The following is a 25,587-nucleotide window of genomic DNA, read 5'->3' on the forward strand; positions in this document are numbered from 1 at the left end:
GCCCGTGTGCTCGACGACCGCTCAGCTGCTGCGTTCGGCCAGCGGGACGAGGCGGGTGCGGCTCTGCGGGGGCAGGGCGTGTTCGCGGTCGAGGCCGAAGCTGGTGAACGCGGTGCGCCGGGGCAGCGGGTAGGGGTCCTTCCCGGTGAGGGAGTTGAGGATCGTCGCGCTGCGCCAGGCGGCGAGGCCGAGGTCGGGGGCGCCGACGCCATGGGTGTGGCGTTCGGCGTTCTGTACGTACACGGAGCCGGTGACGGCGGGGTCCAGGAGCAGCCGGTACTGGTCGTCGATGCGGGGGCGCTCGGACGCGTCGCGCCGCATGTAGGGGTCGAGGCCGGCGAGCATTCCGTCGAGCGGCCGTTCCCGGTAGCCGGTGGCGAGGACCACGGCGTCGGTGGTGAGGCGGGAGCGGGAGCCCTGCCGGGCGTGTTCGAGGTGGAGTTCGACCTTGGTGGTGGCGACGCGTCCGGCGGTGCGGACGGTGACGCCCGGGGTGAGGACGGCGTCGGGCCAGCCTCCGTGCTGGGTGCGGCGGTAGAGCTCGCCGTGGATGGCCGCGATGGTTTCGGCGTCGATTCCCTTGTGGAGCTGCCACTGCTGCGGGGCGAGGGAGTCGCGGGCGGACTCGGGCAGCTGGTGGAAGTAGCGGGTGTAGTCGGGGGTGAAGTGCTCCAGGCCGAGCTTGGAGTACTCCATGGGGGCGAAGGCCTCGGTCCGGGCGAGCCAGGTGATCTTCTCCTGGCCTGCGGGGCGGGCCCGGAGCAGGTCGAGGAAGATCTCGGCGCCGGACTGGCCCGCGCCGATGACGGTGATGTGCCCTGCGGCGAGGAGCCGTTCGCGGCTGGCGAGGTAGTCGGACGAGTGCACGACGGGCACGGATGGCGCTTCGGCGAGCGGCTTGAGGGTCTCCGGGATGTACGGCTCGGTGCCGACGCCGAGTGCCAGGTTGCGGGTGTGGGCGCGGCCGAGTGCCTCGGCTTCTCCGTCGGCGTCGAGTTGGGTGAAGTCGACTTCGAAGAGGGCGTGTTCGGCGTTCCAGCGGATGGCGTCGACCTGGTGGCCGAAGTGGAGTCCGGGCAGGCTCTCGCTGACCCAGCGGCAGTAGGCGTCGTACTCGGTGCGCCTGATGTGGAAGTGCTCGGCGAAGTAGAAGGGGTAGAGCCGCTCGCGTTCCTTGAGGTAGCTGAGGAACGACCAGGGGCTGGCGGGTTCGGCGAGGGTCACCAGGTCGGCGAGGAAGGGGACTTGGAGGGTGGCGTCCTCGATGAGCAGGCCGGGGTGCCAGTGGAATGCGGGGCGCTGTTCGTAGAAGGCGGTGGAGAGTTCGGTGAGGGGGTGGGCGAGTGCCGCGAGGGAGAGGTTGAACGGTCCGATGCCGACCCCCACCAGGTCGTGGGGCTGGTCTGCGGAAGCCTGCTGGTCCGTCGTCATCGGGGCGTACTGCCTTCCAGGAGTTTGAGGAGAGCTTCCAGGTCACCGGTGGTGGCGTGGGGGTTGAGCAGGGTGGCTTTCAGCCAGAGGCGGTTGTCCGCGCGGGCCCGGCCGAGTACGGCGTGGCCCTCGGTGAGGAGGGTGCGGCGGATGGCGGCCACGGTCGCGTCGTCCGCTCCGGTGGGGCGGAAGAGCACGGTGGAGATGGTGGGCCGGTCGTAGAGCTCCAGGCCGGGCCGGGCCTCGACGAGGTCGGCGAGTTCTGCGGCGATGGCGCAGGTGCGGTCGATGAGGGCGGCGAGGCCGCTCCGGCCGAGGGCGCGGAGTGTGACGGCGATCTTGAAGACGTCGGGGCGCCGGGTGGTCCGCAGGGAGCGGCCGAGGAGGTCGGGGAGGCCGGCTTCGGTGTCGTCGTCGGCGTTGAGGTAGTCGGCCTGGTGGGTGAGGGCGTCCAGGGTGGTGGGGCACGGGACGGCGAGGAGTCCTGCCGCGACCGGCTGCCAGCCGAGTTTGTGCAGGTCGAGGGTTACCGAGTGGGCTCGTTCGAGGCCGGCGAGCAGGGGCCGGTGGAGGTCGCTGAAGAGGAGCGGGCCGCCGTATGCGGCGTCGATGTGGAGTTCGGCGCCGTGCCGGTCGCAGAGGTCGGCGATCTCGGGGAGCGGGTCGATGAGTCCGGCGTCGGTGGTGCCGGCGGTGGCCGCGACCAGGACCGGGCCGTGTGTCGCGGTGAGTGCTTCGTCGAGCGCGGCGAGGTCGATGGTTCCGGAGGGCGACGGGACGGTGAGGGGTTCGGGGAGGCCGAGCAGCCAGGCTGCGCGGTGCAGGGAGTGGTGGGCGTTGGCGCCGCAGACGATCCGGACGGCGCCGTGGCGTTCGCGGGCGAGGAGCAGTGCGAGCTGGTTGGACTCGCTGCCTCCGGTGGTGACGAGCGCGTCGCCCGCCGGGTAGATCTCGGCGGCGATGGCGCGGGTGACGAGGGCTTCGAGCTCGGAGGCCGCGGGGGCCTGGTCCCAGGAGTCCATCGAGGGGTTGAGGGCGGAGGCGGCGAGGTCGGCGGCTGCGGCGACGGCGAGCGGCGGGCAGTGCAGATGGGCCGCGCAGCGGGGGTCGGCGGGGTCCGCTGCGCCTTCGGTGATGGCGTGGACCAGGGTGCGCAGGGCTTCTTCGGCGCCGGTTCCGGTGTCGGGCAGCACGGGGTGGGCCGTGGCCCGTACCCGTACGGCGACGGCTTCCGGGCCGCCGGGCGGCAGCGGGCCGATCCGGTCGGCGGCCCCGTCGTGCAGCGCGTCGAGGACGGTACCGACGAGGGGCCGCAGGGCGTTCGGCCCTGCGGCCCCTCCGGCGAGTGGCGGCGTACTCATACGGGTGTCCTTCGGTGCGCTCGGGGCTGTCGCCCCAGCCTGTACGGGGGACAGGCGGCGCGCCCGAAGAGCACAACGAGCTCAACCCGAAAGTGGTATTGCCCTGGTGCGGGGGGAAGTTGGAGCCTCCTGGGGTGGTACAAGGGGCTGCCGCCCCGCACCTGCGGTCAGGCCCGGCGGACCTCCAGGGCGCGCCGCAGGTCGTCGAGCTGGTCGGTGAGCTTGCGGCGCAGGGCGGGGATCATGTCGGTCTCGCGCAGACAGGCTTCGCCGCGGGCGAGTGCCTCGGGCGTGACCTCGTACGCGGGGAAGGCGTACCGTCCGGCGGCCTCGGCGATGGCCGGGCCCCGGCGGCCGGCGAGGGCGACGGCGTCCTCGTAGTAGCGCTCCGCGTACTGCGCGACGAGTTCGGTCTGTTCGGCCTGCCAGAAGCCGCCGGCGGTGGCGTTGAACAGGTAGTTGGAGAGGTCGTCGGAGCTGAACATCCGCTGCCAGGCCGCGGCCTTGGCCTCCGGTGCGGGCAGCGCGGCCCGGCAGCGGGCGGCGCCTTCCTGTCCGGTGGCGCTGATGTCCCGGTCGAGTTCGGCGTCGATGACGCTCTCGTCGACGGCGCCGAGTGCGGCCAGGCGGTGGAGGATGCGCCAGCGCAGCTCGGGGTCGAGTTCGGGGCCGCCGGGGACGCCGCCGTCGTCGAGCCAGGCCTGGATGCCGTCGGGCTGGGTGGCCGCGTCGATGAAGTGGCGGACTGCGACGAGGCGGAGCCCGGGGTTGTTCCCGTCCTCGGTGCGGCGGATGAGCGCGCGGCAGATCGTGCTGACGGTGGCGAGTGCGGCGGACCGGTCCGCGTGCGGCAGGTAGCGGTCGGCGATCTGGGTGGCGGCGAAGACGAGGACGCCCTGGACGACGGCGAGGTCCGCCTCGTGCGGGAGGTGGGCGAGCGCGGCGTCCAGGTAGGCGGTGGGCGGCAGTTCGCCGTCGCGGACCATGTCGCGTGCGGCGTTCCAGACGACGGCGCGGGTCAGCGGGTCGGGGAGGCCGGAGAGCGCGCGTACTGCGGTCTCCCAGGAGGCGGCGTCGAGGCGGACCTTGGCGTAGGTGAGGTCGCCGTCGTTGAGGAGGAGCAGGTCGGGGCGGCGGCCCTGGAAGGTCCTGGCGGCGGCCGTGGTGGCCGCGGTGTCAGCGCTGTCCTCGGCGGGTACGTCGAGTTCGAAGCGTGCGCGCAGCACCAGGTGGGAGGGGTCGACCGGGTCGTGGTCGTAGGCGCCGACGGCGATGCGGTGGGGGCGGCTGCCGGTGCGGGCGACGCTGAACGACCAGTTGTTGTCGGTCTCGGTGACGGTGGGGGTGAGGGTGTCGACTCCGGTGGTGCCCAGCCACCGCGCGGCCCAGGCGTGGACGTCGCGGTCGGTGGCGGACGCCAGGTTGTCGATGAAGTCGGCGAGGGTGGCGTTGCCGAAGCGGTGCCGGGCGAAGTGGACGTTGATCCCGGCGAGGAAGTCCTTCTCGCCGAGCCAGGCGACGAGTTGGCGCAGCGCGGACGCACCCTTGGCGTACGAGATCCCGTCGAAGTTGAGCATCGCGGACGCGGTGTCGGGGACGAGCGCCGGGTCGGGGGCGACGGGGTGGGTGGAGGGGCGCTGGTCGGCGTCGTACCCCCAGGTCTTGCGGGCGATGGCGAAGTCGACCCAGGTGCCGGTGAAGCGGGTGGCTTCGGCGAGGGTCTGGTAGCCCATGTACTCGGCGAAGGACTCGTTCAGCCAGATGTCGTCCCACCACTGGAGGGTGACGAGGTCGCCGAACCACATATGGGCCATTTCGTGGGCGATGACCATGCCGCGGGTCTGCCGCTCGGTGTCGGTGACGGCGGAGCGGTAGATGAACTCGTCGCGGAAGGTGACCAGGCCGGGGTTCTCCATGGCGCCGGCGTTGAACTCCGGGACGAAGGCCTGGTCGTACGAGTCGAAGGGGTACGGCTCGTCGAACTTCTCGTGGTACCGGTCGTAGCAGGCGCGGGTGATCTCGAAGATCTCGTCGGCGTCCGCGTCGAGGTGGGGTGCGAGTGAGCGGCGGCAGTGCAGGCCGAAGGGGAGCCCGGCGTGCTCGGTGGTCACGGAGTGCCAGGGGCCCGCGGCGACGGCGACGAGGTAGGTGGAGATGAGGGGGGTGGGTGCGGCCTGCCAGCGGCCGCCGTCGGTCCGCTCGGCGACGGCGTTGGTGAGGACGGTCCAGCCGTCGGGTGCGGTGACGCCGAGCTGGAAGACGGCTTTGAGGTCGGGCTGGTCGAACGCGGCGAACACCCGCTGGACGTCCTCCATGAACAGCTGGGTGTAGACGTAGGTCTCGCCGTCGGTGGGGTCGGTGAACCGGTGCATTCCTTCGCCGGTGTGCGAGTAGCGCATCGCGGCGTCGATCAGCAGCTCGTGCTCGCCGGGCGTGATGCCGGTGAGCGGGAGCCGGTTCCCGGAGAGCGTCCCGGGGTCGATGGGCTGCCCGTCGAGAGTCACGGAGCGCAGCTCGGCGGGCTTGACCTCGACGAAGGTGTCTCCGGCCGCACGCGCGGTGAAACGGATGACGGTACGGGAGTCGAAGGTGTCGTCGCCCTGCGTCAGATCGAGGTCGATCGTGTACCGCTGGACATCGAGGAGCTGGGCTCGGAGCTGCGCTTCATCGCGCGTCAGTACGGACATGGGCCCATCGTGCCGTACGCCACCGGGCTCGCGCTCGGGGTCCGGGGTTCCCGGGGGCGGCCGGTACGCAGGGGTGCCGGGCCGCTCACAGGGGGTGTCCGGGCCGGTGCGGGGCCAGGGCCCCGGTCAGCTGTCCGTCGCTGAGCCGTCCGCGATGCGTTCGTGGTGTCTGATCACTTCCGCGACGATGAAGTTGAGCAGCTTCTCGGCGAACGCCGGGTCGAGTTTCGCGCTCTCGGCGAGGCTGCGCAGCCTGGCGATCTGGCGGGCCTCGCGGGCCGGGTCGGCGGGCGGGAGCTGGTTGCGCGCCTTGAGGAGGCCGACCTGCTGGGTGGCTTTGAAGCGCTCGGCGAGCATGTGGACGACGGCGGCGTCGATGTTGTCGATGGATCCACGCAGGCGGTCCAGTTCGGCCTGTACGGACGGGGCTGTCTCGGTCATGGTCGTCGAGCTTACGTCGTGATCGTCGGCGGGTCGTCGGGGTCCGGTATCTGGTCACTCCAGCCGCCGGGCACGGTGTGTCCCTGCTGCTGGCGGAAGACGACCGGGGCCTTTCCGACCCGGCGGGTGAAGAGCCGGGAGAAGTACGCGGGGTCGTCGTAGCCCACTCTGCGGGCGACGGCGGCGACCGGCAGATCGGTGGCGGCGAGCAGTTCCTTGGCGCGGCCGAGGCGGATGCCCAGGAGGTAGTCCTTGGGGCTGCAGCCCGCCCCCTGCCGTACCGCGCTGCGCAGTTCGGCCGGGGTCATGCCGTGCCGGGCCGCGTGTTCGGCGACGGTCAGCGGCTGGAAGGCGTCGCGGGCGAGCGCCTGGAGGACGGGGGCGCCTTCGGCGTCGGTGTCGGCGCGGGCGCGGCGCAGCGCGACGAGCAGTTCGTGGACGGCGGCCCCGCTCTCCACGTCGAGCAGCGGGTTCCCGCGGCGCGCGGCGCGGACGATGCGCCCCACGGCGGCGCGTGCGCCCGCGACGTCGGTGAGCGGGACGACGGGCCGGTCGGGTTCGATGTAGCCGAGTTCGGTGTAGGTGGCGGTGGCGGGCCCGGTGAAGTCGACGAAGGACTCGTCCCAGCCGGTGGTCGGATCTGCTCCGTAGTGGTGGGTGGCGCCGGGGGTGATCCAGATGAGTGCGGGTGCGGTGACGGTCGTACGGCGTCCGTCGGCGCCGCGGTACCAGCCGCTGCCCGCGCCGACGACGACAGCGACATGGTGGTCGAGCGTCCGCGGGCCGACCGCGGGCAGGGTGCCGTGCTGGAGGCCCACTCCGAGGCAGACCAGGCCGAGCTTGTGGTGGGCGGGGCTCGGAGTGAAGTAGCGCATCCAGGTGTGGTACATCCCTTTTCCGGCCTCCTGTACGGTGCGTCGCGATCCATCACGGGTTGTTGACTGCGGTCTCTTGCGTCCAACGAGCGTTGATCTTTGTCCATGGACCGGGCCGCCGCCAGAGGTGAGAGTGTCGACGTGGCTGATTTCACTGTGGGTGACGAGGATTTCCTGATCGACGGGCGGCCGGTCCGGCTGCTGTCGGGGGCGCTGCACTACTTCCGGGTGCACGAGGACCAGTGGGGACACCGGCTGGCCATGCTCCGGGCCATGGGGCTCAACTCCGTGGAGACATACGTTCCGTGGAATCTGCACGAGCCCCAGCAGGGCCGCTTCCATGACGTGCAGGCACTCGGCCGGTTCCTGGACGCCGCGCACAAGGCCGGCCTGTGGGCGGTCGTCCGCCCGGGACCGTACATCTGTGCCGAGTGGGAGAACGGCGGGCTGCCGCACTGGCTGACCGGAGCGCTCGGTGCGCGGGTGCGGACGCGTGACGCTGAGTATCTGCGCCAGGTGGACCGCTGGTTCCACCGGCTGCTGCGTGAGATCGTCCCCCGGCAGATCGACCGGGGCGGCCCGGTGATCATGGTGCAGGTCGAGAACGAGTACGGCAGTTACGGATCCGACCAGGTCTATCTGCGCCATATGGCGGGGCTGCTCCGCACGCTCGGGGTGAGCGCGCCGCTGTTCACGTCGGACGGTCCCGAGGACCACATGCTGACCGGCGGTTCGGTCCCCGGGGTGCTGGCCACGGCCAACTTCGGTGCGGGCGCGCGCGAGGGCTTCGGCGTGCTGCGCCGGCACCGGCCGAAGGGGCCGCTGATGTGCATGGAGTTCTGGTGCGGCTGGTTCGACCACTGGGGAGCCGAGCCCGTCGTACGGGATCCGGCGGACGCCGCGCGGGCGCTGCGGGAGATCCTGGAGTGCGGGGCTTCGGTGAATCTGTACATGGCGCACGGCGGGACGAACTTCGCCGGCTGGGCGGGCGCCAACCGCTCGGGTGAGCTGCACGAGGGCGAGCTGCAGCCGACCGTGACCTCGTACGACTACGGTGCGCCCATCGACGAGTACGGGCGGCCGACCCGGAAGTTCTGGCTGTTCCGCGAGGTGCTGGCGGAGTACGCGGACGGGCCGCTGCCCGAACTGCCGCCGTCCCCTGCCGCGCTGGCGGCGCCCGTACGGGCCGCGCTCCCCGAGTGGGTGCCGCTCGGCGAGGTGACGGACGCGCTGGGCGGGCCCGAGCAGGTCACAGGGGCTCCCCCGTCGTTCGAGGAGCTGGATGTCGACCGGGGTCTGGTCCGCTACCGCGTACAGGTGCCGGGCCCGCGCAAGCCGTATCCGCTGACCGCGCCCGGAGTGCGCGATGCGGCGCAGCTGTACGTCGACGGGGTCCGCACGGAGCTGGGCGCCCCGGTGGCGGGGCCCGCGTCGGTGGAGCTGTGGGTGGAGTCGCTGGGCCGGGTCAACTACGGCCCGCGTCTCGGTGAGCCGAAGGGCCTGACGGGCGGGGTGCTGCACGAGCGGCAGTATCTGCACGGGGTGCGTGCGCGGGGGCTGCGGCTCGACGCGTTCGACGACGCGGCGGCGGTCGCGAAGCTGCCGTTCCGTGCGGTGCCGCCGGGCGGCCCGGATTCCGGGGCCCGTGGGCTGCACCGGGGGACGTTCGAGGTGAGCGGGGCCGGGGACGCGACACTCGAACTGACCGGGTGGGTGAGGGGGTTCGTCTGGGTGAACGGCTTCAACTTGGGCCGCTACTGGTCGGCGGGGCCGCAGAGTTCACTGTTCGTACCGGGCCCGGTACTGCGCGAGGGCGAGAACGAGGTGTGGGTGCTGGAGCTCGCGGCGGATGCGGCGGATACGGGCGAGCCGGGGCTGGCGCTCCGCTGAAACCCCCTCGTTGAAACCCCCGCCGTAACCCCCCGCGCACACCGGGCGGTTACGGCGGTGGGCCGGTCCTCGGCTGAGGACCGGCCCACCGCGCACCGCACCGTCGGATGCGTCCGGCTCCGCTACACCTCGCGGACCTCGAAGGCGTCGAGCGCGAATTCGGCGACACCGTCGTCGCCGACCTTGCGCAGTCCCACCCAGGCGTCGCCATCGGCCGGCGCGGTGAACTCGTAGCTCAGCTGCGTCGGTTCGGTCGCGACGGGCAGTGCCTTGCGGTCCAGCTCGCGCGCCGCGGGCTCGTCGACGCCGGTGATCCAGGCGTACTGGCCGGCCGTGTCGTTCTCGTACCGGAAGGAGACCCGGTACCGCTTGGACGGCTCGAAGCGGACAGTGTGCTGGACGGTCCGGTAGACCAGGCCGTCGTTCTCGCCGCGCGACTTGAGCGACTGGCCGCCGTCGATGACGTCATCGATGACCTTGCCGTTCCAGCCCCGCTGGGTGAACGGCGCGTGCCGCTGACCGACATGGGTCCGCGGGTCGGTCGAGCCGCCCGCGTCGCCCTTGACGAAGACGCCCCAGCCCTGCGGGACGTTCTCGAAGTCCTCGAAGGCCACCGTGCCCGCCTTCCGGGTGGGCTTCGCCCCGGCGATCCGCAGGTTGTCGAACCGCACCTGCGCGTCGCCCGCGGCCACCCGCAGCGTGAGGTCGACCCGGCCGCCGCTCTCCGGCACGGTGAAGTACGTGAACATCCGCTGGAAGCGGGTCTCGTGCTTGCGGTCGGCCGCGACGTAGTTGCCCGCGCACGAGGTGTCGGTCCAGTTGGCGGCGGTCACGCCGTCGGCGGTACGGATCTCCAGGGCGGCCCTGCGCCGCTCCCCCGCCTTCTTGCCGACCTCGACCTGCACCGAGGCGACATAGGTGCCGGCGGGCAGCCGGCCCAGGCGCTGGCCGACGGTGGTGGCCGCTCCGGCGCCGATCACCAGCTCGTAGTCGCCGATGGAGTTGAGTACGACGGAGGCGGTTCCCCCGGCCGGCGTGGTCTGCCAGCCCTTCAGGGAGCCGGAGTTGAAGCCGGGGTCGTACACCGGAGTGCCCTGCCCCCACTGGGGTTCGGCGGGGGCTGCCACCCGTGAGCGGTACAGCACATAGGGCTGTCCCGCGGTGGCCTCCACGGTGACCTTGCCCGAGCGGACCGCCAGGTCACCGGCGTGCACCCGGCCCTGGTCGGTGAGCCGGTAGAGCGCGACGCGCGAGGAGTGCGACCAACCGCGCGGCAGCTGCCAGGTGGTGCTGCCGCCCTTGGGGTTGTAGTGGTAGAGCTTCTCCGGGTCGGTCGCCCTGCGGGGCTCCCAGGGCAGCAGATAGCTGCCGCCGGTGTAGACGACCCGTCCGTCGGTGGTGATGCGGCGGTTGCCGTCCGTGTCGCCGACGACGGTCCCGGTGGGGCCGAAGAAGGTGATCTCGTGCTCGGTCCACCGCTTGACCGGGTACGCCTGGAGGTACTTCGCGGGCAGCGCCTCGGTCCAGATGATGTCGTAGAAGGCGTTCCAGTCGGTCTTGTTGACCCAGCCCTCGAAGTTGCCCATCCGCCCGGCGCCCAGCAGCGTGGGCCACTTGTTGGAGAAGACGTCCTTCTGGTGGTTGCGGATGAAGCGGATCAGCTGGGAGTTGATGCCGCGCGAGGTGTCGGCGCCGTAGTCGGTCTCGTTCGCCCAGTGCGACCACACCGAGGAGCGCTCCAGGCCGTGGCCCCACTCGCTGCTGACCGTCCACCCCTGCTCGCGCAGGGCGCGCTGGAGCCGGTCGCCGTTCCAGCCGGACTCCCGGAAGACGTCGAAGTAGATGGCGTTGAGCGCGGGGTGTGCGTCGTTACGCAGGTCCTGGAGCCGCTTGATGATGTCGCCCGACACCAGGTCACGCCGGGAGTCGATGCGGTAGGACTGGTCGAGCCAGTCCCACTGCTTGTTGGTCTTGTCGACGAGCTTCTCGGAGAAGGCGTGGGCGACGGGGTACGACTCGGTGGCGTTGACGTGCACACTGAAGTCGCTGTTCCACTTGCTGCCCTCCTTGACGAGGGTGTTCATGTCGGCGAGCCCGCCGGCCCGCTCGTTGTAGTTGCCCGCGTAGTCGGGGTGGGCGGAGTCGTGGCCCTCCGACTGGTACCCCTTGAGCAGCGTGTACTGGCGCAGCCCGTCCGTGGCGAGCGAGATCCGCTTGACGTTGTCGAGCGTCGCGAGGAACGGGTTGGTGGCCTGCGAGGCGAAGTTGAACGGGATGTGCGGGACGACCCGCAGATGGGTGTCGTCCGCGCCGAGCGGGGTCACCATGATGTCGCGGAAGGCGATGGCCGCGTCCTGCCAGTCGACCACGCCGTCGCCGTTGCGGTCCCGGGTGAGGATGACGGTCGCGTACGGCAGTGGCTCGGTGACGTCCACCGGCGAGGTGTCCGCGCGGTGGGTCCACTGACCGCACGCCAGCTGCGCCTTGACGTAACCGTCCTTCTTGACGGTCTGCCGCCACATCCGGCCGTTCTCCCAGGTGGCGCCCGGGGTGTCGGCCGGATTGTCGTAGACCGTGTTGGTCTCGACGGCCCCGCCGAGCCCGTCGTGCGCCACCACGGCGTACGCGCAGCCGATGGGCGCCGCGTCCGCCGCGCTGTCGGGCGCGACCTTCACCAGCGTGTCGCCGCTCTTGGCCTTGTCCAGGTCGAGCTTGGCGGCCAGCAGGGTGGCGCCCGGCTGGTCGCTGCGTACGGAGAGGAAGGCGAGGGCGGGGATCTCCAGCGTCCCGACGCGCAGCGCCGCGGTGTCCGCGATACGGGTGACCCGCCAGTCGGTCCGCCATCCGTCGACCCGGATCTCGACACCGATCTCGGTCCCGCCGTCGAAGGCGAGGGTGTACGCGATCCGGTCCCGGCCGGGCCCGGACGTCACCTTCGGGGTGTGCGGGGCCCCGTCGATGAGCACCGAGGTGACGGGGTCCTCCTGCCCGTGCAGCAGCGCGCGCGTCCGGCGGTCGGTGTACGACACGATGCGCGGGAAGCCGCGGTCGACGCGTACGTCGAGGGCTTCGGAACGCAGGACGGCCTCGGCCCCGCCAGTGGCTCCGGAGCCCGTGGCCGCCGCGTCCGCAGCGAAGGCGGACGGTGTGGCGAGTGCCGCACCGACACCGGCCAGCGCGGTGGCGGCCACCACGGTCCTGCGGCTGGGCCCTCGGTCTTCTTCGTGCACGCTCGCTCCTCCATCGCGACGATCATCCGTGCACGTCACGATGGAGGGGCGGGGCGTGTGAGCCTATGGACAAAGGAGGGACAGGTCTTGGACTAAAGCGATATCAGGCGCTTTGCCCGGGCTCCCTGTCCGTTCCTCCGACCGGTTTTGGCCCTTCTTTTACCCGGCTCGCCGAGCCGGACTTCTGCCCGGCTCGTGCGCCGGGCACTCGTCACGGCCTCAGTGCAGCGCGTCCGCGGCCGACTTGATGTCCGCCGAGAGGGCCGACACCTGGGCGTACACACCCGGGTAGCCCGGCTCGGCGCAGCCCTGGCCGAAGCTCACGATCCCGACCTGGATCCAGCCGCCCTGGTCGTCCTTGCGGAACATCGGGCCGCCCGAGTCGCCCTGGCAGGTGTCGACGCCGCCCTTGGCGACGTCTCCGGCGCAGATCTCGTCACCGGCGTTGAACTGCGTTCCGTACGCCTGTCCGCACTGCTCGTCGGACACGTACGGGACGGTCGCCTGCCGCAGATAGCGCTGCTGGCCGCCGTCCTCGCTCGTCGAACCCCAGCCCGCGATGGTGAACGTTCCCTGGTCGTACTCCGTGCTGGTGGCGGTGGGGAGGGTCGGCAGGTCGAAGGGCGCGGCCAGTTTGACCAGCGCCCAGTCCTTGCCCTTGCCGTTGTAGCCCGGGGCCTGGACGACCTGGGTGGACTTGATGTGGACGGCGCGCGGGCCCTGGAGGTCGACCGAGCCCGCGGTGGCGGTGATCGAGGTGTTGGCCCCGGACTTGGACACGCAGTGGGCCGCAGTGAGGACGATGTCCTTGGCGTAGAGGGCTCCGCCGCATCCCTGGGAGAGATGCACCATAAAGGGGTACTGGCCCTCCGCCACCCGGGTGCCTCCGACGACGGGTTCGGGGGCGGCGGCCGAGGCCGGGGCGGGCTGGAGGCTGAGGGCGGCGAGTACGGCGGCGCCGATGGCCGCAGTTCGTCCGATGGTGCGCACTGGCTGGTTCAACGGGCTTCCTCTCGTGGGGGCTGAGGGGTCCTCAAGCCCTGCCCGGACAGGACCTGGTCCCGTCGTCCGGAAAGGGCTACTCCCACGACAATGGCCGCTGTCCGCCGTTTCCGCCCGGCCGTAGAGTGGACACGTGACGGACGACAGCGCGGTCGTACACGGATTTCCGCATCTGGAGACGGTGCAGGCGGCGATCACGGCACTGCACAGGCGCCTCTCGTGCGACGGCGTCCTCAGCTACACGCCGAGCGTCGCACCCGTCGATATCGCGTTCTCCGACGTGGACGATCTGCATCTGGGCGCCCAGCGGGTGGCCCGTGCGCTGGTCCACCAGCTGCGGCTGCCGGATGCCCGCATGATCGTCAGCTTCCGCGAGATGGAGCACGCGGCCGCGGTCGAACTGGCCGCGGGGCCCGAGTACTTCATCGAGCTCAACGACCGTTTCCGTACCCACAGGGGCGACATCGGGGCGGCTCTCGCCCATGAGGTCATGCATGTGCTGCTGCACCGGCTCGGCCTCGGCTTCGCGGGGACCCGGGACAACGAGATCCTCACCGACACCGCGGCGACCTACCTCGGGGCGGGCTGGCTGCTGCTCGACGCGTTCCGGGAGGACGAGGTGTCCAGCCAGAAGCTCGGCTATCTCACCCCTGAGGAGTTCGGTTACGTCCTGGCCAAGCGGGCGCAGCTCTTCGACGAGGACCCGTCGATCTGGTTCACCAGCCCGCAGGCCTACACGGCGTACACGAAGGGGCGGGCCCGGGCCGGCCAGGACAGCAGCCGCCCGCCGCTGACCGCCGCGGGGTGGGCCGGGCGGCGTGCCTATGCGAAGCACCGCAGGTACGCGCAGGAGCACGGCGGCCGCTCCGCCCCGGGGATGCCGTACGCCTTCGAGGAGGCGGCGGACGGACTGCGCGTCAGTTTCGCCTGCCCGACCTGCCATCAGCGGATACGGGTACCGGTCCGGGGCCGGGTGCGGGCCCGCTGCGGGCTCTGCCGCACCGTCCTGGACTGCGACACCTAGGGCCTGTCCGGCCGATCCGGCGAGAGGAAGCCACCTTCATGCGCGTGGAGACCAAGCACGCACTGGTGCGGCCGCTCCAGCGGTATGTATTCAACCCGCCGGTCCGGCTGCTGCTGCGGCTCGGGGCCGCGCCCGGCTACGCGCTGCTGGAGACGCGCGGGCGGGTCACCGGACAGATCTGCACCACCCCGGTCGGCGAGGGCCGGGAGGGGACGGTGTTCTGGATCGTCGCGGAACACGGCATGCACGCCGGTTACGTCCGTAACATCCGGGACTGCCCTGACGTGCGGGTCCGGCTCCGTGCGGGGAGCCGCTCCGTCTGGGTGCCGGGGACAGCCCAGCTGCTCCCCGGCGACGACCCGTACGCCCGGCAGCGCACCCTCGCCCGGGGGCATCCGCTGCGCGCGCTGAACGCGGCGGTCGTCCGGGCGATGGGGACGGAGCTGCTGACGGTCCGTATCGACCTGCACCCCCGGAGCTGACACCGGGCCCGCTGAGCGGCGGGCCCGGCCTCACACTGCCGTCAGGCGGCGGCCCTGCGGCCGCCCTGGCCACCACGGCCCTGACCGCCGCCACCACGGCCGGCGCCGCCACGGCCCTGACCGCCCTGGGCGCCGCCCTGGCCCTGACCACCACGGCCCTGGCCACCACGGCGGCCGCGTCCTCCACGGCCCTGCCCGGCCGGGGCGGCTGCCCCGGTCGCGGGCCTGCTGGGCCTGGAGCGCCGCTGCGGCGCGGTGGCCTGCTGCGGTACGTCGATCACGATCGCCACACCCGAGGGCTCCTGCGCCCCGGTGATCCGGGTGAGCTCCTCGTCGCTGGACCTGACCCGGGCGGTCCTGGGCGTGATGCCCGCGTCCGACATCAGCCGGGTCATCTCGCGCTTCTGCTCCGGGAGCACGAGCGTGACGACGCTGCCCGACTCGCCTGCCCGCGCGGTGCGCCCGCCGCGGTGGACGTAGTCCTTGTGGTCGGTGGGCGGGTCCACGTTCACGACCAGGTCGAGGTCGTCGATGTGGATGCCGCGCGCCGCGACGTTGGTCGCGACCAACGCGGTGACCTGGCCGTTCTTGAACTGGTCGAGGGTGCGGTTGCGCTGCGGCTGGGAGCGCCCGCCGTGCAGCCCGCCCGCCCGTACACCGCTGGCCAGCAGCCGCTTCACCAGACGGTCGACGGACCGCTTGGTGTCCAGGAAGAGGATCACCCGGCCGTCGCGTGCCGCGATGCGCGTGGTGACGGCCTTCTTGTCGGTCTCGTCGGCGACATAGAGCACGTGGTGGTCCATCGTGGTCACCGCGCCCGCCGACGGGTCCACCGAGTGCACGACCGGGTCGGTCAGGAACATCTTGACCAGCCGGTCGATGTTCTTGTCCAGGGTCGCCGAGAACAGCATCCGCTGACCGCCCGGCTCGACCTGCTTGAGCAGTGCGGTGACCTGCGGCATGAACCCCATGTCGGCCATCTGGTCGGCCTCGTCGAGCACGGTGATGCCGACCTGGTCGAGGCGGCAGTCGCCGCGCTCGATGAGGTCCTTGAGCCGCCCCGGGGTGGCGACCAGCACCTCGGCGCCGCGTCGCAGCGCGCCGGACTGCTTGGAGATCGACATCCCGCCGACGACAGTGGTCAGCCGCAGCTGGACCGAGGTGGCGTACGGCGTCAGCGCGTCGGTGACCTGCTGCGCCAGCTCGCGGGTGGGCACCAGCACGAGGGCCAGCGGCGCCTTCGGCTCGGCGCGGCGGCCCGCGACACGGGCCAGCATCGCGAGCCCGAACGCGAGGGTCTTGCCGGAGCCGGTCCGGCCACGGCCCAGCAGGTCGCGGCCCGCGAGGGAGTTCGGCAGGGTGGCTGCCTGGATCGGGAAGGGGTCGGTCACACCCTGGGCCGCAAGGGTCTTGAGGAGTGCGGCGGGCATGTCCAGCTCGGCGAAGGCCTCGACGGCGGGCAGCGCGGGGGTGATGGTGTCCGGCAGCGTGAATTCGGCAGGCCTGGGAGCTGCCTTGCGGGCCGGAGACTTTGCGGGGGCCTTGCCTCGGCCCCTCGGCGGACTGGTGCGTGCGGGGCGTGCCGGGCGTTCAGCGGAGCGGGTCATGCGGTTCAAGCCTTCCTGCCGGATGTAGGACAGCACAAACCGGGACCCGCACCTTGGAGGTGCGGGCCCCGGTCAGCGAGGTACGCGTCCGACAATTAGGCCGGGACGATGTTCTCCGCCTGCGGGCCCTTCTGGCCCTGCGTGACGTCGAAGGAGACCTTCTGGCCCTCCTGGAGCTCACGGAAGCCCTGGGTGGCGATGTTCGAGTAGTGGGCGAAGACGTCGGCGCCGCCGCCGTCCTGCTCGATGAAGCCGAAGCCCTTTTCCGAGTTGAACCACTTCACGGTACCGGTGGCCATAACATTCTCCTCAACAGGTGCAGTGCCGGAAATTCGCACTTTACGAATTCCGCGTCGCCGCATTGAACCCCATCCGGAGAAAGCCGGAAAACAATAATGCGCCTGTCGGAGCATTCCCGTCAGGCGCACATAAAGTTCATGGGTACCAAAACTGCAACAACGTCAGCCTAGCACGCTTGTCGCCCGGATGTCTGGACCCAACGGGACCCGAATGATCTCCGTGCACCCCTCCGACCGGTGGTTCCGCCCCGTACGGAACCCGGCCGCCGGTCAACTCGCCTGGGCGGTAACACCAGTTGATCACGCACACCGGAACGCCCCGGAAGCCGGCAGGAGCCGGCGGAAGGCGGGACGGGCCCCGGAAAACGGACCGGAAGGGTGAGAGAGTCCCCGCACTGTTCGATTGACGTTCCCCCGCGCCCGTGGTGTCCGGGACGCCCCCCCTCCCCGTACGGGACGCGGCGGCCCGCAGCCTAGGATTCCGGGCATGATCGCCGAATTGCAGTGCATAGTGCTGGACTGCCCCGCCCCCGCAGACCTGGCCGCGTTCTACCGGTCGGTCCTCGGCGGCAGTGTCGACCGGCCCGACCCCCGCTGGACGCTCAGCTCCGACTGGTCCACACTGCACACCGCGTCCGGTCTGGTCCTGGCCTTCCAGCGCGCCGAGAACCACCGCGCACCGGCCTGGCCGGACCCGACCCGGCCCCAGCAGTTCCATCTGGACTTCAGCGTGCCCGACCTCGACCGGGCGGAGGTCGAGGTGCTCGACGCGGGCGCCCATCTGCTCGACGACAGCGCGCCGGGCTGGCGCATCTACGCGGACCCTGCCGGGCACCCCTTCTGCCTGGTACACCACTGACCCGACGACCGGACGGACGGCCGGGCCACCGCCCGCCGAACGCGGCCGGTCAGCCCCTGGACCGCTCGGCGGTGCTCCGCTCGACACAGAACTCGTTGCCCTCGATGTCGGCCATCGTCGCCCAGCCCCGGCCGTCGGGCCTGCGGTGGTCCTCGACGAGCGTGGCGCCGAGCGCCAGCAGCCGCTCCACCTCCTCCTCCCGGGTGCGGTCCGTCGGCTGGAGGTCCAGATGCAAGCGGTTCTTGATCTGTTTGGGCTCGGGCACCTGAATGAAGAGCAGCCCGAAACCGGTGGCCTGGATCAGCGCCTCGGGGTCACCCGGCTTGTCCTCGTCCGTGAGCGGGATGTCGAGGACCTTGGCCCAGAAGCTGCCGAGTTCATAGGCGTTGGCGCAGTCGACCGTGACATGGCGTACGAATGAAGTCATGATCGCATCATGCCTCAACACACGTGTGGGGCAAGGGAATTCAGGAGCTCCGCGCCCTGCTGCGGTCCCGCGCCACGCTGCGCAGGGTGACGAGGGCCGTGTGGCCGTCGGCCCGCAGCACACCCGGTGAGTCCCCGGTCACCAACGCCGCGTCGTAGGGTCCCAGGGCCGCGCCCGCGTCCTCCAGGACCGCGGCGCCGTCCAGCGCGACGACCAGCACGGTGGCGTCCGGCGGGACGGCGACGGTGAGTCTGCCCCGTACGACCGAGATGAGCGCTTCGGTGAGCGCTTCGCGGTACATCACGTTGAAGTTCACGACGGGGCCGTCGAGCAGCCGTCCGTGCGTCGCCACGTCGCCGGCGAAGCGGTGCGGCACGAACCGCTCGTCCGCCCGCAGCGGGGCTCCGTCGGCGGTCAGCTCCATCCCCGCGCCGTCCACCACCGTCAGCACCCTGGTGACCTCGGGGAACACGGAGAACGGCCCGTCGGCGCCGACATCCGCCAGGCTCACCCGCCAGGCGAAGGTGTCCATCCCGGCGCCCTCGGGCCCGGCGGCGATCTCGCGGGTGACCCCGCCGCCGTTCTTCCAGGGCGCGGCGGCCCGCTCGCCGGCCCGCAGTATCCGTACTGTCACGCCCGCACCGCCCGCCGGCCGGCACGCTGATCCATGCGCTGGTCCACTCCCTCGCCCTCCGTGTCGTCGTCCGCCCCCTGAAAGCCGCTGCGAGCCGCTGATGGCTGCTGGACGCGCCACGGCGCCCACCCAGTGTCCGGTCGGGGACAAGGCAGGCGCCGCGTTCAGTTCCGCACCCCATTGTGCGGGACGTATCAGTGGGTCCTTCAGACCGTCAGTGCCCGGTCCGTCGGCTTGATCGGGGCGTGCAGCTCGCTGGCGCCCGTGAGGAAACGGTCCACGCCGCGCGCCGCCGAGCGGCCCTCGGCGATCGCCCAGACGATCAGCGACTGGCCGCGGCCCGCGTCACCAGCAACGTACACGCCGGGCACATTGGTCGCGTAGTCGGCATCGCGGGCGATGTTGCCGCGGGCGTCGAGTTCGAGGCCGAACTGCTGGACGAGGCCGTTGGCCTGGTCGGTGCCGGTGAAGCCCATGGCCAGGGTGACCAGCTCGGCGGGGATCCGGCGCTCGGTGCCGGGCTGCTGCTCCAGCTTGCCGTCCTTGAACTCCACCTCGACGAGGTGCAGGTACTTGACGTTTCCGACCGTCTCCCCCTCCTCGGGCTCGGAGCCCTCGAAGTGCGTGGTCGACACGGCGTAGATGCGCTCGCCGCCCTCCTCGTGCGCGGAGGTGACCTTGTAGAGCATCGGGAAGGTCGGCCAGGGCTGGCCGGCGTTCCGCTCGTCGCCGGGCCGGGGCATGATCTCCAGCTGGGTGACCGAAGCGGCGCCCTGGCGGTGGGCGGTGCCCACGCAGTCGGCGCCGGTGTCGCCGCCGCCGATGACCACGACGTGCTTTCCCTCGGCGGTGATCGGGGCCACCGTGAGGTCGCCCTCCTGCACCTTGTTGGCGAGCGGCAGGTACTCCATGGCGAAGTGGATGCCGTTCAGCTCACGGCCCGGTACGGGCAGGTCCCGGGAGACCGTCGCACCGGCCGCGATGACCACCGCGTCGTACCTGCGGCGGAGCTTCGCCGCGTCGATGTCGCGGCCGATCTCCGTCTCGGTGCGGAACTTGGTGCCCTCCGCGCGCATCTGCTCGATGCGCCGGTTGATGTGGGACTTCTCCATCTTGAACGCGGGGATGCCGTACCGGAGCAGTCCCCCGATGCGGTCCGCGCGCTCGTAGACGGCGACCGTGTGCCCGGCGCGGGTCAGCTGCTGGGCGGCGGCGAGTCCTGCCGGTCCCGAGCCGATGACCGCGACCGTCTTGCCGGAGAGCCGCTCGGGCGGCTGCGGGGTGACGTCGCCGCTGTCCCACGCCTTGTCGATGATCGAGACTTCGACGTTCTTGATGGTGACGGCGGGCTGGTTGATGCCGAGGACGCACGCCGACTCGCAGGGCGCCGGGCAGAGGCGTCCGGTGAACTCCGGGAAGTTGTTGGTGGCGTGCAGCCGCTCGGACGCCGCCGACCAGTCCTCGCGGTACGCGTAGTCGTTCCACTCGGGGATGAGGTTCCCCAGCGGGCAGCCGTTGTGGCAGAACGGGATACCGCAGTCCATGCAGCGGCCGGCCTGCTTGCTGATGATCGGCAGCAGAGATCCGGGAACGTAGACCTCGTTCCAGTCCTTCACCCGCTCCTCGACGGGGCGGGTCTGCGCGACCTCGCGGTCCGTTGTCAGAAAGCCCTTGGGGTCAGCCATTGGTCGCCGCCTCCATCATCTTCTCGGTGGTCTCGTTCTCGGAGAGACCTGCCAGCTCAGCGGCGTCCTTGGCGGCGAGCACTGCCTTGTAGGTGGTCGGGATGATCTTGCTGAAGCGGGCCGCCGATGTGTCCCAGTCGGCCAGCAGCTTCTCGGCCACGGTGGAGCCGGTCTCCTCCTGGTGGCGGCGCACGACGTCGTGCAGCCACTGCTTGTCGGTGTCGTCGACGGACTCGACCGCGCCGATGTTTCCGGCGTTGACGTTGTCGGGGTCGAGGTCGATGACGTACGCGACACCGCCCGACATACCGGCGGCGAAGTTCCGGCCGGTCTCGCCGATGACCACGGCGTGCCCGCCGGTCATGTACTCGCAGCCGTGGTCGCCCACGCCTTCCGAGACGACCGTCGCGCCGGAGTTGCGGACGCAGAACCGCTCGCCGGTGCGGCCGCGCAGGAACAGCTCGCCGCCGGTCGCGCCGTAGGCGATGGTGTTGCCCGCGATGGTGGAGTACTCGGCGAGGTGCTCGGCGCCGCGGTCCGGGCGGACGACGATGCGGCCGCCGGAGAGGCCCTTGCCGACGTAGTCGTTGGCGTCGCCCTCCAGCCGGAGGGTGACCCCGCGCGGGGCGAAGGCGCCGAAGGACTGGCCCGCGGAGCCGGTGAAGGTGATGTCGATGGTGTCGTCGGGCAGGCCCGCGCCACCGAACTTCTTCGTCACCTCGTGACCGAGCATGGTGCCGACGGTCCGGTTGATGTTCCGGATGGCGACCTGCGCGCGGACCGGCTGGGCGGCCTCGGCGGAGTCGGCGGCCAGCGCGTCGGCCGCCAGCTTGATCAGCTGGTTGTCGAGCGCCTTCTCCAGGCCGTGGTCCTGCTCGGCGGTGCGGTGGCGCACCGCGCCGTCGGGCAGTTCCGGAACGTGGAAGAGCGGGTTGAGGTCGAGCCCCTGCGCCTTCCAGTGGTTGACCGCCCGCTCGGTGTCGAGCAGTTCGGCGTGGCCGACGGCCTCTTCGAGGGTACGGAAGCCCAGCTCGGCGAGGAGTTCGCGGACCTCTTCGGCGATGAACCGGAAGAAGTTCACGATGTACTCGGCCTTGCCGGAGAAGCGCTCGCGCAGCACCGGGTTCTGGGTGGCGATGCCGACCGGGCAGGTGTCGAGGTGGCAGACGCGCATCATGACGCAGCCGGAGACGACGAGCGGCGCGGTCGCGAAACCGAACTCCTCGGCGCCGAGGAGCGCGGCGATGATGACGTCGCGGCCGGTCTTCAGCTGGCCGTCGGTCTGTACGACGATGCGGTCCCGCAGACCGTTGAGCAGCAGCGTCTGCTGGGTTTCGGCGAGGCCGAGTTCCCAGGGGCCGCCCGCGTGCTTCAGCGAGGTGAGCGGGGAGGCGCCGGTGCCGCCGTCGTGTCCGGAGATGAGGACGACGTCCGCGTGCGCCTTGGAGACGCCCGCGGCGACCGTGCCGACACCGACCTCGGAGACCAGCTTCACGTGGATGCGGGCCGCCGGGTTGGCGTTCTTGAGGTCGTGGATCAGCTGGGCGAGGTCCTCGATGGAGTAGATGTCGTGGTGCGGCGGCGGCGAGATGAGGCCGACGCCCGGCGTCGAGTGCCGGGTCTTCGCGACCCACGGGTAGACCTTGTGGCCGGGCAGCTGGCCGCCCTCGCCGGGCTTCGCGCCCTGCGCCATCTTGATCTGGATGTCGTCGGCGTTGACCAGGTACTCGCTGGTCACACCGAAGCGGCCGGATGCGACCTGCTTGATGGACGAGCGGCGCGCCGGGTCGTACAACCGGTCGGCGTCCTCGCCGCCCTCACCGGTGTTGGACTTGCCGCCCAGCTGGTTCATGGCGATGGCGAGGGTCTCGTGCGCCTCCTTGGAGATGGAGCCGTACGACATGGCGCCGGTGGAGAAGCGCTTGACGATCTCCGACGCGGGCTCCACCTCGTCGAGCGGGATGGACTCGCGGCCGGAGGCGAAGCCGAACAGGCCGCGGAGCGTCATCAGCCGCTCGGACTGCTCGTTCACCCGGTCCGTGTACTTCTTGAAGATGTCGTACCGGCCGGAGCGCGCCGCGTGCTGGAGGCGGAAGACCGTGTCCGGGTCGAAGAGGTGCGGCTCGCCCTCGCGGCGCCACTGGTACTCGCCGCCGATCTCCAGCTTGCGGTGCGATGCGGAGATGCCGGACGCGGGGTACGCCTTGGCGTGCCGGGCGGCGACCTCGGTGGCGACGACATCGAGTCCGGCGCCGCCGATCTTGGTCGCGGTGCCGTTGAAGTACGTGTCGACGAAGGACTGGTCGAGTCCGACGGCCTCGAAGACCTGCGCGCCCCGGTAGGAGGCCACGGTCGAGATGCCCATCTTGGACATGACCTTCAGGACGCCCTTGCCCAGGGCGTAGATCAGGTTGCGGATGGCCTGCTCGGGCTCCAGGCCCTCGATGAAGGTGCCGGCGCGGACCAGGTCCTCGACGGACTCCATGGCGAGGTACGGGTTGACGGCGGCGGCGCCGTACCCGATGAGCAGGGCGATGTGGTGCACCTCGCGTACGTCACCGGCCTCGACGAGGAGGCCCACCTGGGTGCGCTGCTTGGTGCGGATGAGGTGGTGGTGGACGGCCGATGTGAGCAGCAGCGAGGGGATCGGGGCGTGCTCGGCGTCGGAGTGCCGGTCGGACAGGACGATCAGCCGGGCGCCCGCCTCGATGGCGGCGTCGGTCTCGTCGCAGATGTCCTTGAGCCGGGCGGCGAGGGCGTCGCCACCGCCGCCGACCCGGTAGAGGCCGGCGAGCGTCGCGGCCTTCATCCCCGGCATGTCGCCGTCGGCGTTGATGTGTATCAGCTTGGCGAGCTCGTCGTTGTCGATCACCGGGAAGGGCAGCGTGACGCTGCGGCAGGCGGCCGCTGTAGGCTCCAGGATGTTGCCCGCGGGGCCGAGCGTGGAGCGCAGCGAGGTGACGAGCTCCTCGCGGATGGCGTCCAGCGGCGGGTTGGTGACCTGCGCGAAGAGCTGGGTGAAGTAGTCGAAGAGCAGCCGGGGGCGCGCGGAGAGCGCGGCGATCGGCGAGTCCGTGCCCATGGAGCCGAGCGGCTCGCCCGAGGTGCGGGCCATGGGCGCGAGGATGATGCGCAGCTCCTCCTCGGTGTAGCCGAAGGTCTGCTGGCGGCGGGTGACCGAGGCGTGGGTGTGCACGATGTGCTCGCGCTCGGGGAGGTCCTCCAGCTCGATCTCGCCGCTCTCCAGCCACTCCTCGTACGGCTGCTCGGCGGCGAGGCCGGCCTTGATCTCGTCGTCCTCGATGATGCGGTGCTCGGCGGTGTCCACGAGGAACATCCGGCCGGGCTGCAGACGGCCCTTGCGGACCACCTTCGCGGGGTCGATGTCCAGGACGCCGACCTCGGACGAGAGGACGACGAGGCCGTCATCGGTCACCCAGTAGCGGCCGGGGCGCAGACCGTTGCGGTCGAGGACCGCGCCGACCTGGGTGCCGTCGGTGAAGGTGACGCAGGCGGGGCCGTCCCAGGGCTCCATCATCGTCGCGTGGTACTGGTAGAAGGCCCGGCGTGCCGGGTCCATCGACTCGTGGTTCTCCCACGCCTCGGGGACCATCATCAGCACGGAGTGCGGGAGCGAGCGGCCGCCCAGGTGCAGGAGTTCCAGGACCTCGTCGAAGGAGGCGGAGTCCGAGGCGTCGGGGGTGCAGAGGGGGAAAATCCGGTCCAGCTTCTGCGGTCCGAAGAGGTCGGACGCGAGCTGGGACTCGCGGGCCTTCATCCAGTTGCGGTTGCCCTTGACCGTGTTGATCTCGCCGTTGTGCGCGACGAAGCGGTACGGGTGGGCGAGCGGCCAGCTCGGGAAGGTGTTGGTCGAGAAGCGCGAGTGCACCAGGGCGACGGCGGTGGCGAAGCGGCGGTCGGAGAGGTCCGGGAAGAACGGCTCCAGCTGCCCCGTCGTGAGCATGCCCTTGTAGACGATCGTGCGGGCGGAGAGCGAGGGGAAGTAGACCCCGGCCTCGCGCTCGGCGCGCTTGCGCAGGACGAAGGCCTTGCGGTCGAGCGCGATGCCCGTGGCAGGGGCGTCCTCGCCCTGCGGCGCGTCGGCGACGAAGAGCTGGCGGAACTCGGGCATGGTGGCGCGGGCGCCGCTGCCCAGCAGGTCCGGGGTGACCGGGACCTCGCGCCAGCCGAGGACGGTGAGGCCCTCCTCGGCGGCCAGCGTCTCTATCCGCGAGACGGCAGCGGGGCTGTCGTCGAGCGGCAGGAAGCCGATGCCGACGGCGTACGCACCCGCTTCGGGGAGCTCGAATCCGGTGGCCTCACGCAGGAAGGCGTCGGGCACCTGGAGCAGGATTCCCGCTCCGTCGCCGGAGTCCGGCTCGGATCCGGTGGCGCCGCGGTGTTCGAGATTGCGCAGTACGGTCAGCGCCTGCTCGACCAGCTCGTGGCTGGCCACGCCGGTAAGAGTGGCCACGAACCCGACACCGCAGGCGTCGTGCTCGTTGCTGGGGTCGTACAGCCCCTGCGGGGCGGGGCGACCCTCCATGGGCGACCAGGCGTGGATGCGCATCGGCTCTCCCGTCGTCGTCGTGGCATATGCAAGTGCATAGGGACGACGTTGGCCCTCTGCGAAATTTCGAGCAGGTTACATGATGGAGCGCTTCTCGAAAAGCGGATGTTTTCATTCCAACATGCGGACACCGCGGAGCGGTGGAGGTGGGGCGACACGGCCGGATCGGCGTCCGTGGGCCCGGATAGGTGCAGGCGGCGTTGCCTGCGGCGCTTCCGGCTTATGCCCGGTGATTCGTCACTCAAAACCGCCGGGCAGCCGATACCTATGATGCTCGACGCATAATGCCTCACTCCCCCGGACCGGTGAAGGCCCGGAAGCCGATCAGCCCACGGCGGTGCCGAACAGCGCGCCCAGTACGTAGGTGATCCCGGCCGCAGCCCCTCCCAGCGCCAGCTGCCGCAGCCCGCTGTACCACCAGGAGCGCGCGGTGACCCGCGCCACCACTGCACCACAGCCGAAGAGACCGATCAGGGCCAGCAGCAGGGCCGGCCACAGCGCGGTGGCGCCGAGCAGATACGGGAGCAGCGGGAGCAGCGCGCCCAGCGCGAAGGCGCCGAAGGACGACAGTGCGGCGACCAGCGGGGACGGCAGGTCGTCCGGGTCGATGCCCAGCTCTTCCCTGGCGTGGATCTCCAGCGCCTGCTCGGGGTCCCTGGAGAGCTGCTCGGCGACCTCGGCCGCGAGCCGGGGCTCCACCCCGCGCGACACGTAGAGCGCCGCGAGCTCCTTCATCTCGTCCAGCGGGTGCTTGCGCAACTCCCGCCGCTCCACTTCGAGTTCGGCCTGGACGAGCTCGCGCTGCGAGGCGACCGAGGTGTACTCGCCCGCGGCCATCGAGAAGGCTCCGGCCGCGAGGCCCACCAGGCCGGTGATCACGATGGTGCGGTGCGAGACGTCACCGCCCGCGACCCCGGTCATCAGCGCGAGGTTGGAGACCAGCCCGTCCATCGCACCGAAGACGGCGGGGCGCAGCCAGCCGCCGTTGACGTCCCGGTGGGTGTGGTTGTCGCGGTGCGCCTCATGCAGCGCCGCCTCGTTCTCCATGATGGACATCGGTCCCCGCCCTCTCTCTTGCGTCAG

At 71.1% G+C, this 25,587-nt stretch carries 17 protein-coding genes and 1 pseudogene; 4 read left to right on the forward strand and 14 right to left on the reverse strand.

Features of this window, described 5'->3' with window-relative positions; genetic code table 11:
• Positions 1–21: 21 nt before the first annotated feature.
• The 5 genes from OHB13_RS07810 to OHB13_RS07830 all read right to left on the reverse strand — a co-directional run bounded on the left by OHB13_RS07810 (position 22) and on the right by OHB13_RS07830 (position 6,810).
• A complete protein-coding gene (locus OHB13_RS07810; RefSeq protein WP_266858031.1) occupies positions 22–1,431 on the reverse strand; it encodes a lysine N(6)-hydroxylase/L-ornithine N(5)-oxygenase family protein in 1,410 nt (469 codons plus the stop codon).
• Complete coding sequence (locus tag OHB13_RS07815; RefSeq protein ID WP_328376479.1) at positions 1,428–2,792, reverse strand: pyridoxal phosphate-dependent decarboxylase family protein; 1,365 nt, start codon at positions 2,790–2,792, stop codon at positions 1,428–1,430. The genes OHB13_RS07810 and OHB13_RS07815 overlap by 4 nt, the downstream gene beginning before the upstream one ends.
• A gap of 167 nt (positions 2,793–2,959) precedes the next feature.
• Positions 2,960–5,479 carry an aminopeptidase N gene (gene pepN, locus OHB13_RS07820; RefSeq protein ID WP_328376480.1) on the reverse strand — a complete coding sequence of 840 codons (2,520 nt, stop codon included), beginning with the start codon at positions 5,477–5,479 and terminating at the stop codon, positions 2,960–2,962.
• Positions 5,480–5,605: 126 nt separating this feature from the next.
• Complete coding sequence (locus OHB13_RS07825) at positions 5,606–5,920, reverse strand: chorismate mutase (RefSeq protein WP_328376482.1); 315 nt, start codon at positions 5,918–5,920, stop codon at positions 5,606–5,608.
• An 11-nt stretch (positions 5,921–5,931) separates the two neighbouring features.
• Positions 5,932–6,810, reverse strand: a complete 879-nt coding sequence (locus OHB13_RS07830) for a helix-turn-helix domain-containing protein (RefSeq protein ID WP_328376484.1) — start codon at positions 6,808–6,810, stop codon at positions 5,932–5,934.
• Between the two features lie 126 nt (positions 6,811–6,936).
• Between OHB13_RS07830 and OHB13_RS07835 the strand changes: the two genes are divergently transcribed.
• Complete coding sequence (locus OHB13_RS07835; RefSeq protein WP_328376485.1) at positions 6,937–8,685, forward strand: glycoside hydrolase family 35 protein; 1,749 nt, start codon at positions 6,937–6,939, stop codon at positions 8,683–8,685.
• Positions 8,686–8,807: 122 nt separating this feature from the next.
• On the opposite strand, the gene OHB13_RS07840 is transcribed toward OHB13_RS07835, so the two are convergent.
• Together OHB13_RS07840 and OHB13_RS07845 are read right to left on the reverse strand one after the other, a co-directional pair.
• Positions 8,808–11,915, reverse strand: coding sequence for an endo-alpha-N-acetylgalactosaminidase family protein (locus OHB13_RS07840; protein WP_328376486.1), 3,108 nt, complete (start codon positions 11,913–11,915; stop codon positions 8,808–8,810).
• A gap of 219 nt (positions 11,916–12,134) precedes the next feature.
• Positions 12,135–12,917, reverse strand: a complete 783-nt coding sequence (locus tag OHB13_RS07845) for a S1 family peptidase (protein ID WP_266858017.1) — start codon at positions 12,915–12,917, stop codon at positions 12,135–12,137.
• A 133-nt stretch (positions 12,918–13,050) separates the two neighbouring features.
• Here OHB13_RS07845 and OHB13_RS07850 point away from each other — a divergent pair, with 133 nt between their 5' ends.
• Positions 13,051–13,941 carry a hypothetical protein gene (locus tag OHB13_RS07850; RefSeq protein WP_328376488.1) on the forward strand — a complete coding sequence of 297 codons (891 nt, stop codon included), beginning with the start codon at positions 13,051–13,053 and terminating at the stop codon, positions 13,939–13,941.
• Positions 13,942–13,979: 38 nt separating this feature from the next.
• Positions 13,980–14,423 carry a nitroreductase/quinone reductase family protein gene (locus OHB13_RS07855; protein WP_328376489.1) on the forward strand — a complete coding sequence of 148 codons (444 nt, stop codon included), beginning with the start codon at positions 13,980–13,982 and terminating at the stop codon, positions 14,421–14,423.
• A 41-nt stretch (positions 14,424–14,464) separates the two neighbouring features.
• On the opposite strand, the gene OHB13_RS07860 is transcribed toward OHB13_RS07855, so the two are convergent.
• Together OHB13_RS07860 and OHB13_RS07865 are read right to left on the reverse strand one after the other, a co-directional pair.
• Complete coding sequence (locus OHB13_RS07860; RefSeq protein WP_266858012.1) at positions 14,465–16,030, reverse strand: DEAD/DEAH box helicase; 1,566 nt, start codon at positions 16,028–16,030, stop codon at positions 14,465–14,467.
• A gap of 95 nt (positions 16,031–16,125) precedes the next feature.
• Positions 16,126–16,329, reverse strand: a complete 204-nt coding sequence (locus tag OHB13_RS07865; RefSeq protein WP_015607926.1) for a cold-shock protein — start codon at positions 16,327–16,329, stop codon at positions 16,126–16,128.
• A 487-nt stretch (positions 16,330–16,816) separates the two neighbouring features.
• Here OHB13_RS07865 and OHB13_RS07870 point away from each other — a divergent pair, with 487 nt between their 5' ends.
• On the forward strand, positions 16,817–17,188 hold the full coding sequence (locus OHB13_RS07870) for a VOC family protein (protein WP_266858011.1): 372 nt from the start codon (positions 16,817–16,819) through the stop codon (positions 17,186–17,188).
• A 58-nt stretch (positions 17,189–17,246) separates the two neighbouring features.
• Here OHB13_RS07870 and OHB13_RS07875 read toward each other — a convergent pair.
• From OHB13_RS07875 to OHB13_RS07895, 5 genes and pseudogenes are all read right to left on the reverse strand, one after another.
• Positions 17,247–17,615 (reverse strand): annotated as a pseudogene (locus tag OHB13_RS07875) (VOC family protein); the annotation flags it as partial.
• A 40-nt stretch (positions 17,616–17,655) separates the two neighbouring features.
• Positions 17,656–18,249 (reverse strand): HutD/Ves family protein, encoded by a 594-nt coding sequence (locus OHB13_RS07880; RefSeq protein ID WP_328376495.1) that lies wholly within the window; start codon positions 18,247–18,249, stop codon positions 17,656–17,658.
• A gap of 206 nt (positions 18,250–18,455) precedes the next feature.
• Positions 18,456–19,934, reverse strand: coding sequence for a glutamate synthase subunit beta (locus OHB13_RS07885; RefSeq protein WP_328376497.1), 1,479 nt, complete (start codon positions 19,932–19,934; stop codon positions 18,456–18,458).
• The gene (gene gltB, locus OHB13_RS07890; protein WP_328376499.1) at positions 19,927–24,504 is read right to left on the reverse strand and encodes a glutamate synthase large subunit; all 4,578 of its coding nucleotides are present in this window, start codon (positions 24,502–24,504) and stop codon (positions 19,927–19,929) included. The genes OHB13_RS07885 and gltB overlap by 8 nt, the downstream gene beginning before the upstream one ends.
• A 324-nt stretch (positions 24,505–24,828) precedes the next feature.
• Positions 24,829–25,560: a VIT1/CCC1 transporter family protein gene (locus OHB13_RS07895; RefSeq protein ID WP_328376500.1), complete on the reverse strand. Its 732-nt coding sequence runs from the start codon at positions 25,558–25,560 to the stop codon at positions 24,829–24,831.
• Positions 25,561–25,587 lie beyond the last annotated feature (27 nt).

Source organism: Streptomyces sp. NBC_00440 (assembly GCF_036014215.1).
In the GTDB taxonomy this organism is placed as follows: Bacteria; Actinomycetota; Actinomycetes; order Streptomycetales; family Streptomycetaceae; genus Streptomyces.

Coding starts and splice junctions, on each gene's coding strand:
- OHB13_RS07825 (WP_328376482.1), bottom strand. CDS start 5,920: ATGACCGAGACAGCCCCGTCCGTACAGGCCGAACTGGACCGCCTGCGT.
- OHB13_RS07860 (WP_266858012.1), bottom strand. CDS start 16,030: ATGACCCGCTCCGCTGAACGCCCGGCACGCCCCGCACGCACCAGTCCG.
- OHB13_RS07810 (WP_266858031.1), bottom strand. CDS start 1,431: ATGACGACGGACCAGCAGGCTTCCGCAGACCAGCCCCACGACCTGGTG.
- OHB13_RS07870 (WP_266858011.1), top strand. CDS start 16,817: ATGATCGCCGAATTGCAGTGCATAGTGCTGGACTGCCCCGCCCCCGCA.
- OHB13_RS07830 (WP_328376484.1), bottom strand. CDS start 6,810: ATGTACCACACCTGGATGCGCTACTTCACTCCGAGCCCCGCCCACCAC.
- pepN (WP_328376480.1), bottom strand. CDS start 5,479: ATGTCCGTACTGACGCGCGATGAAGCGCAGCTCCGAGCCCAGCTCCTC.
- OHB13_RS07815 (WP_328376479.1), bottom strand. CDS start 2,792: ATGAGTACGCCGCCACTCGCCGGAGGGGCCGCAGGGCCGAACGCCCTG.
- OHB13_RS07885 (WP_328376497.1), bottom strand. CDS start 19,934: ATGGCTGACCCCAAGGGCTTTCTGACAACGGACCGCGAGGTCGCGCAG.
- OHB13_RS07865 (WP_015607926.1), bottom strand. CDS start 16,329: ATGGCCACCGGTACCGTGAAGTGGTTCAACTCGGAAAAGGGCTTCGGC.
- OHB13_RS07895 (WP_328376500.1), bottom strand. CDS start 25,560: ATGTCCATCATGGAGAACGAGGCGGCGCTGCATGAGGCGCACCGCGAC.
- gltB (WP_328376499.1), bottom strand. CDS start 24,504: ATGCGCATCCACGCCTGGTCGCCCATGGAGGGTCGCCCCGCCCCGCAG.
- OHB13_RS07855 (WP_328376489.1), top strand. CDS start 13,980: ATGCGCGTGGAGACCAAGCACGCACTGGTGCGGCCGCTCCAGCGGTAT.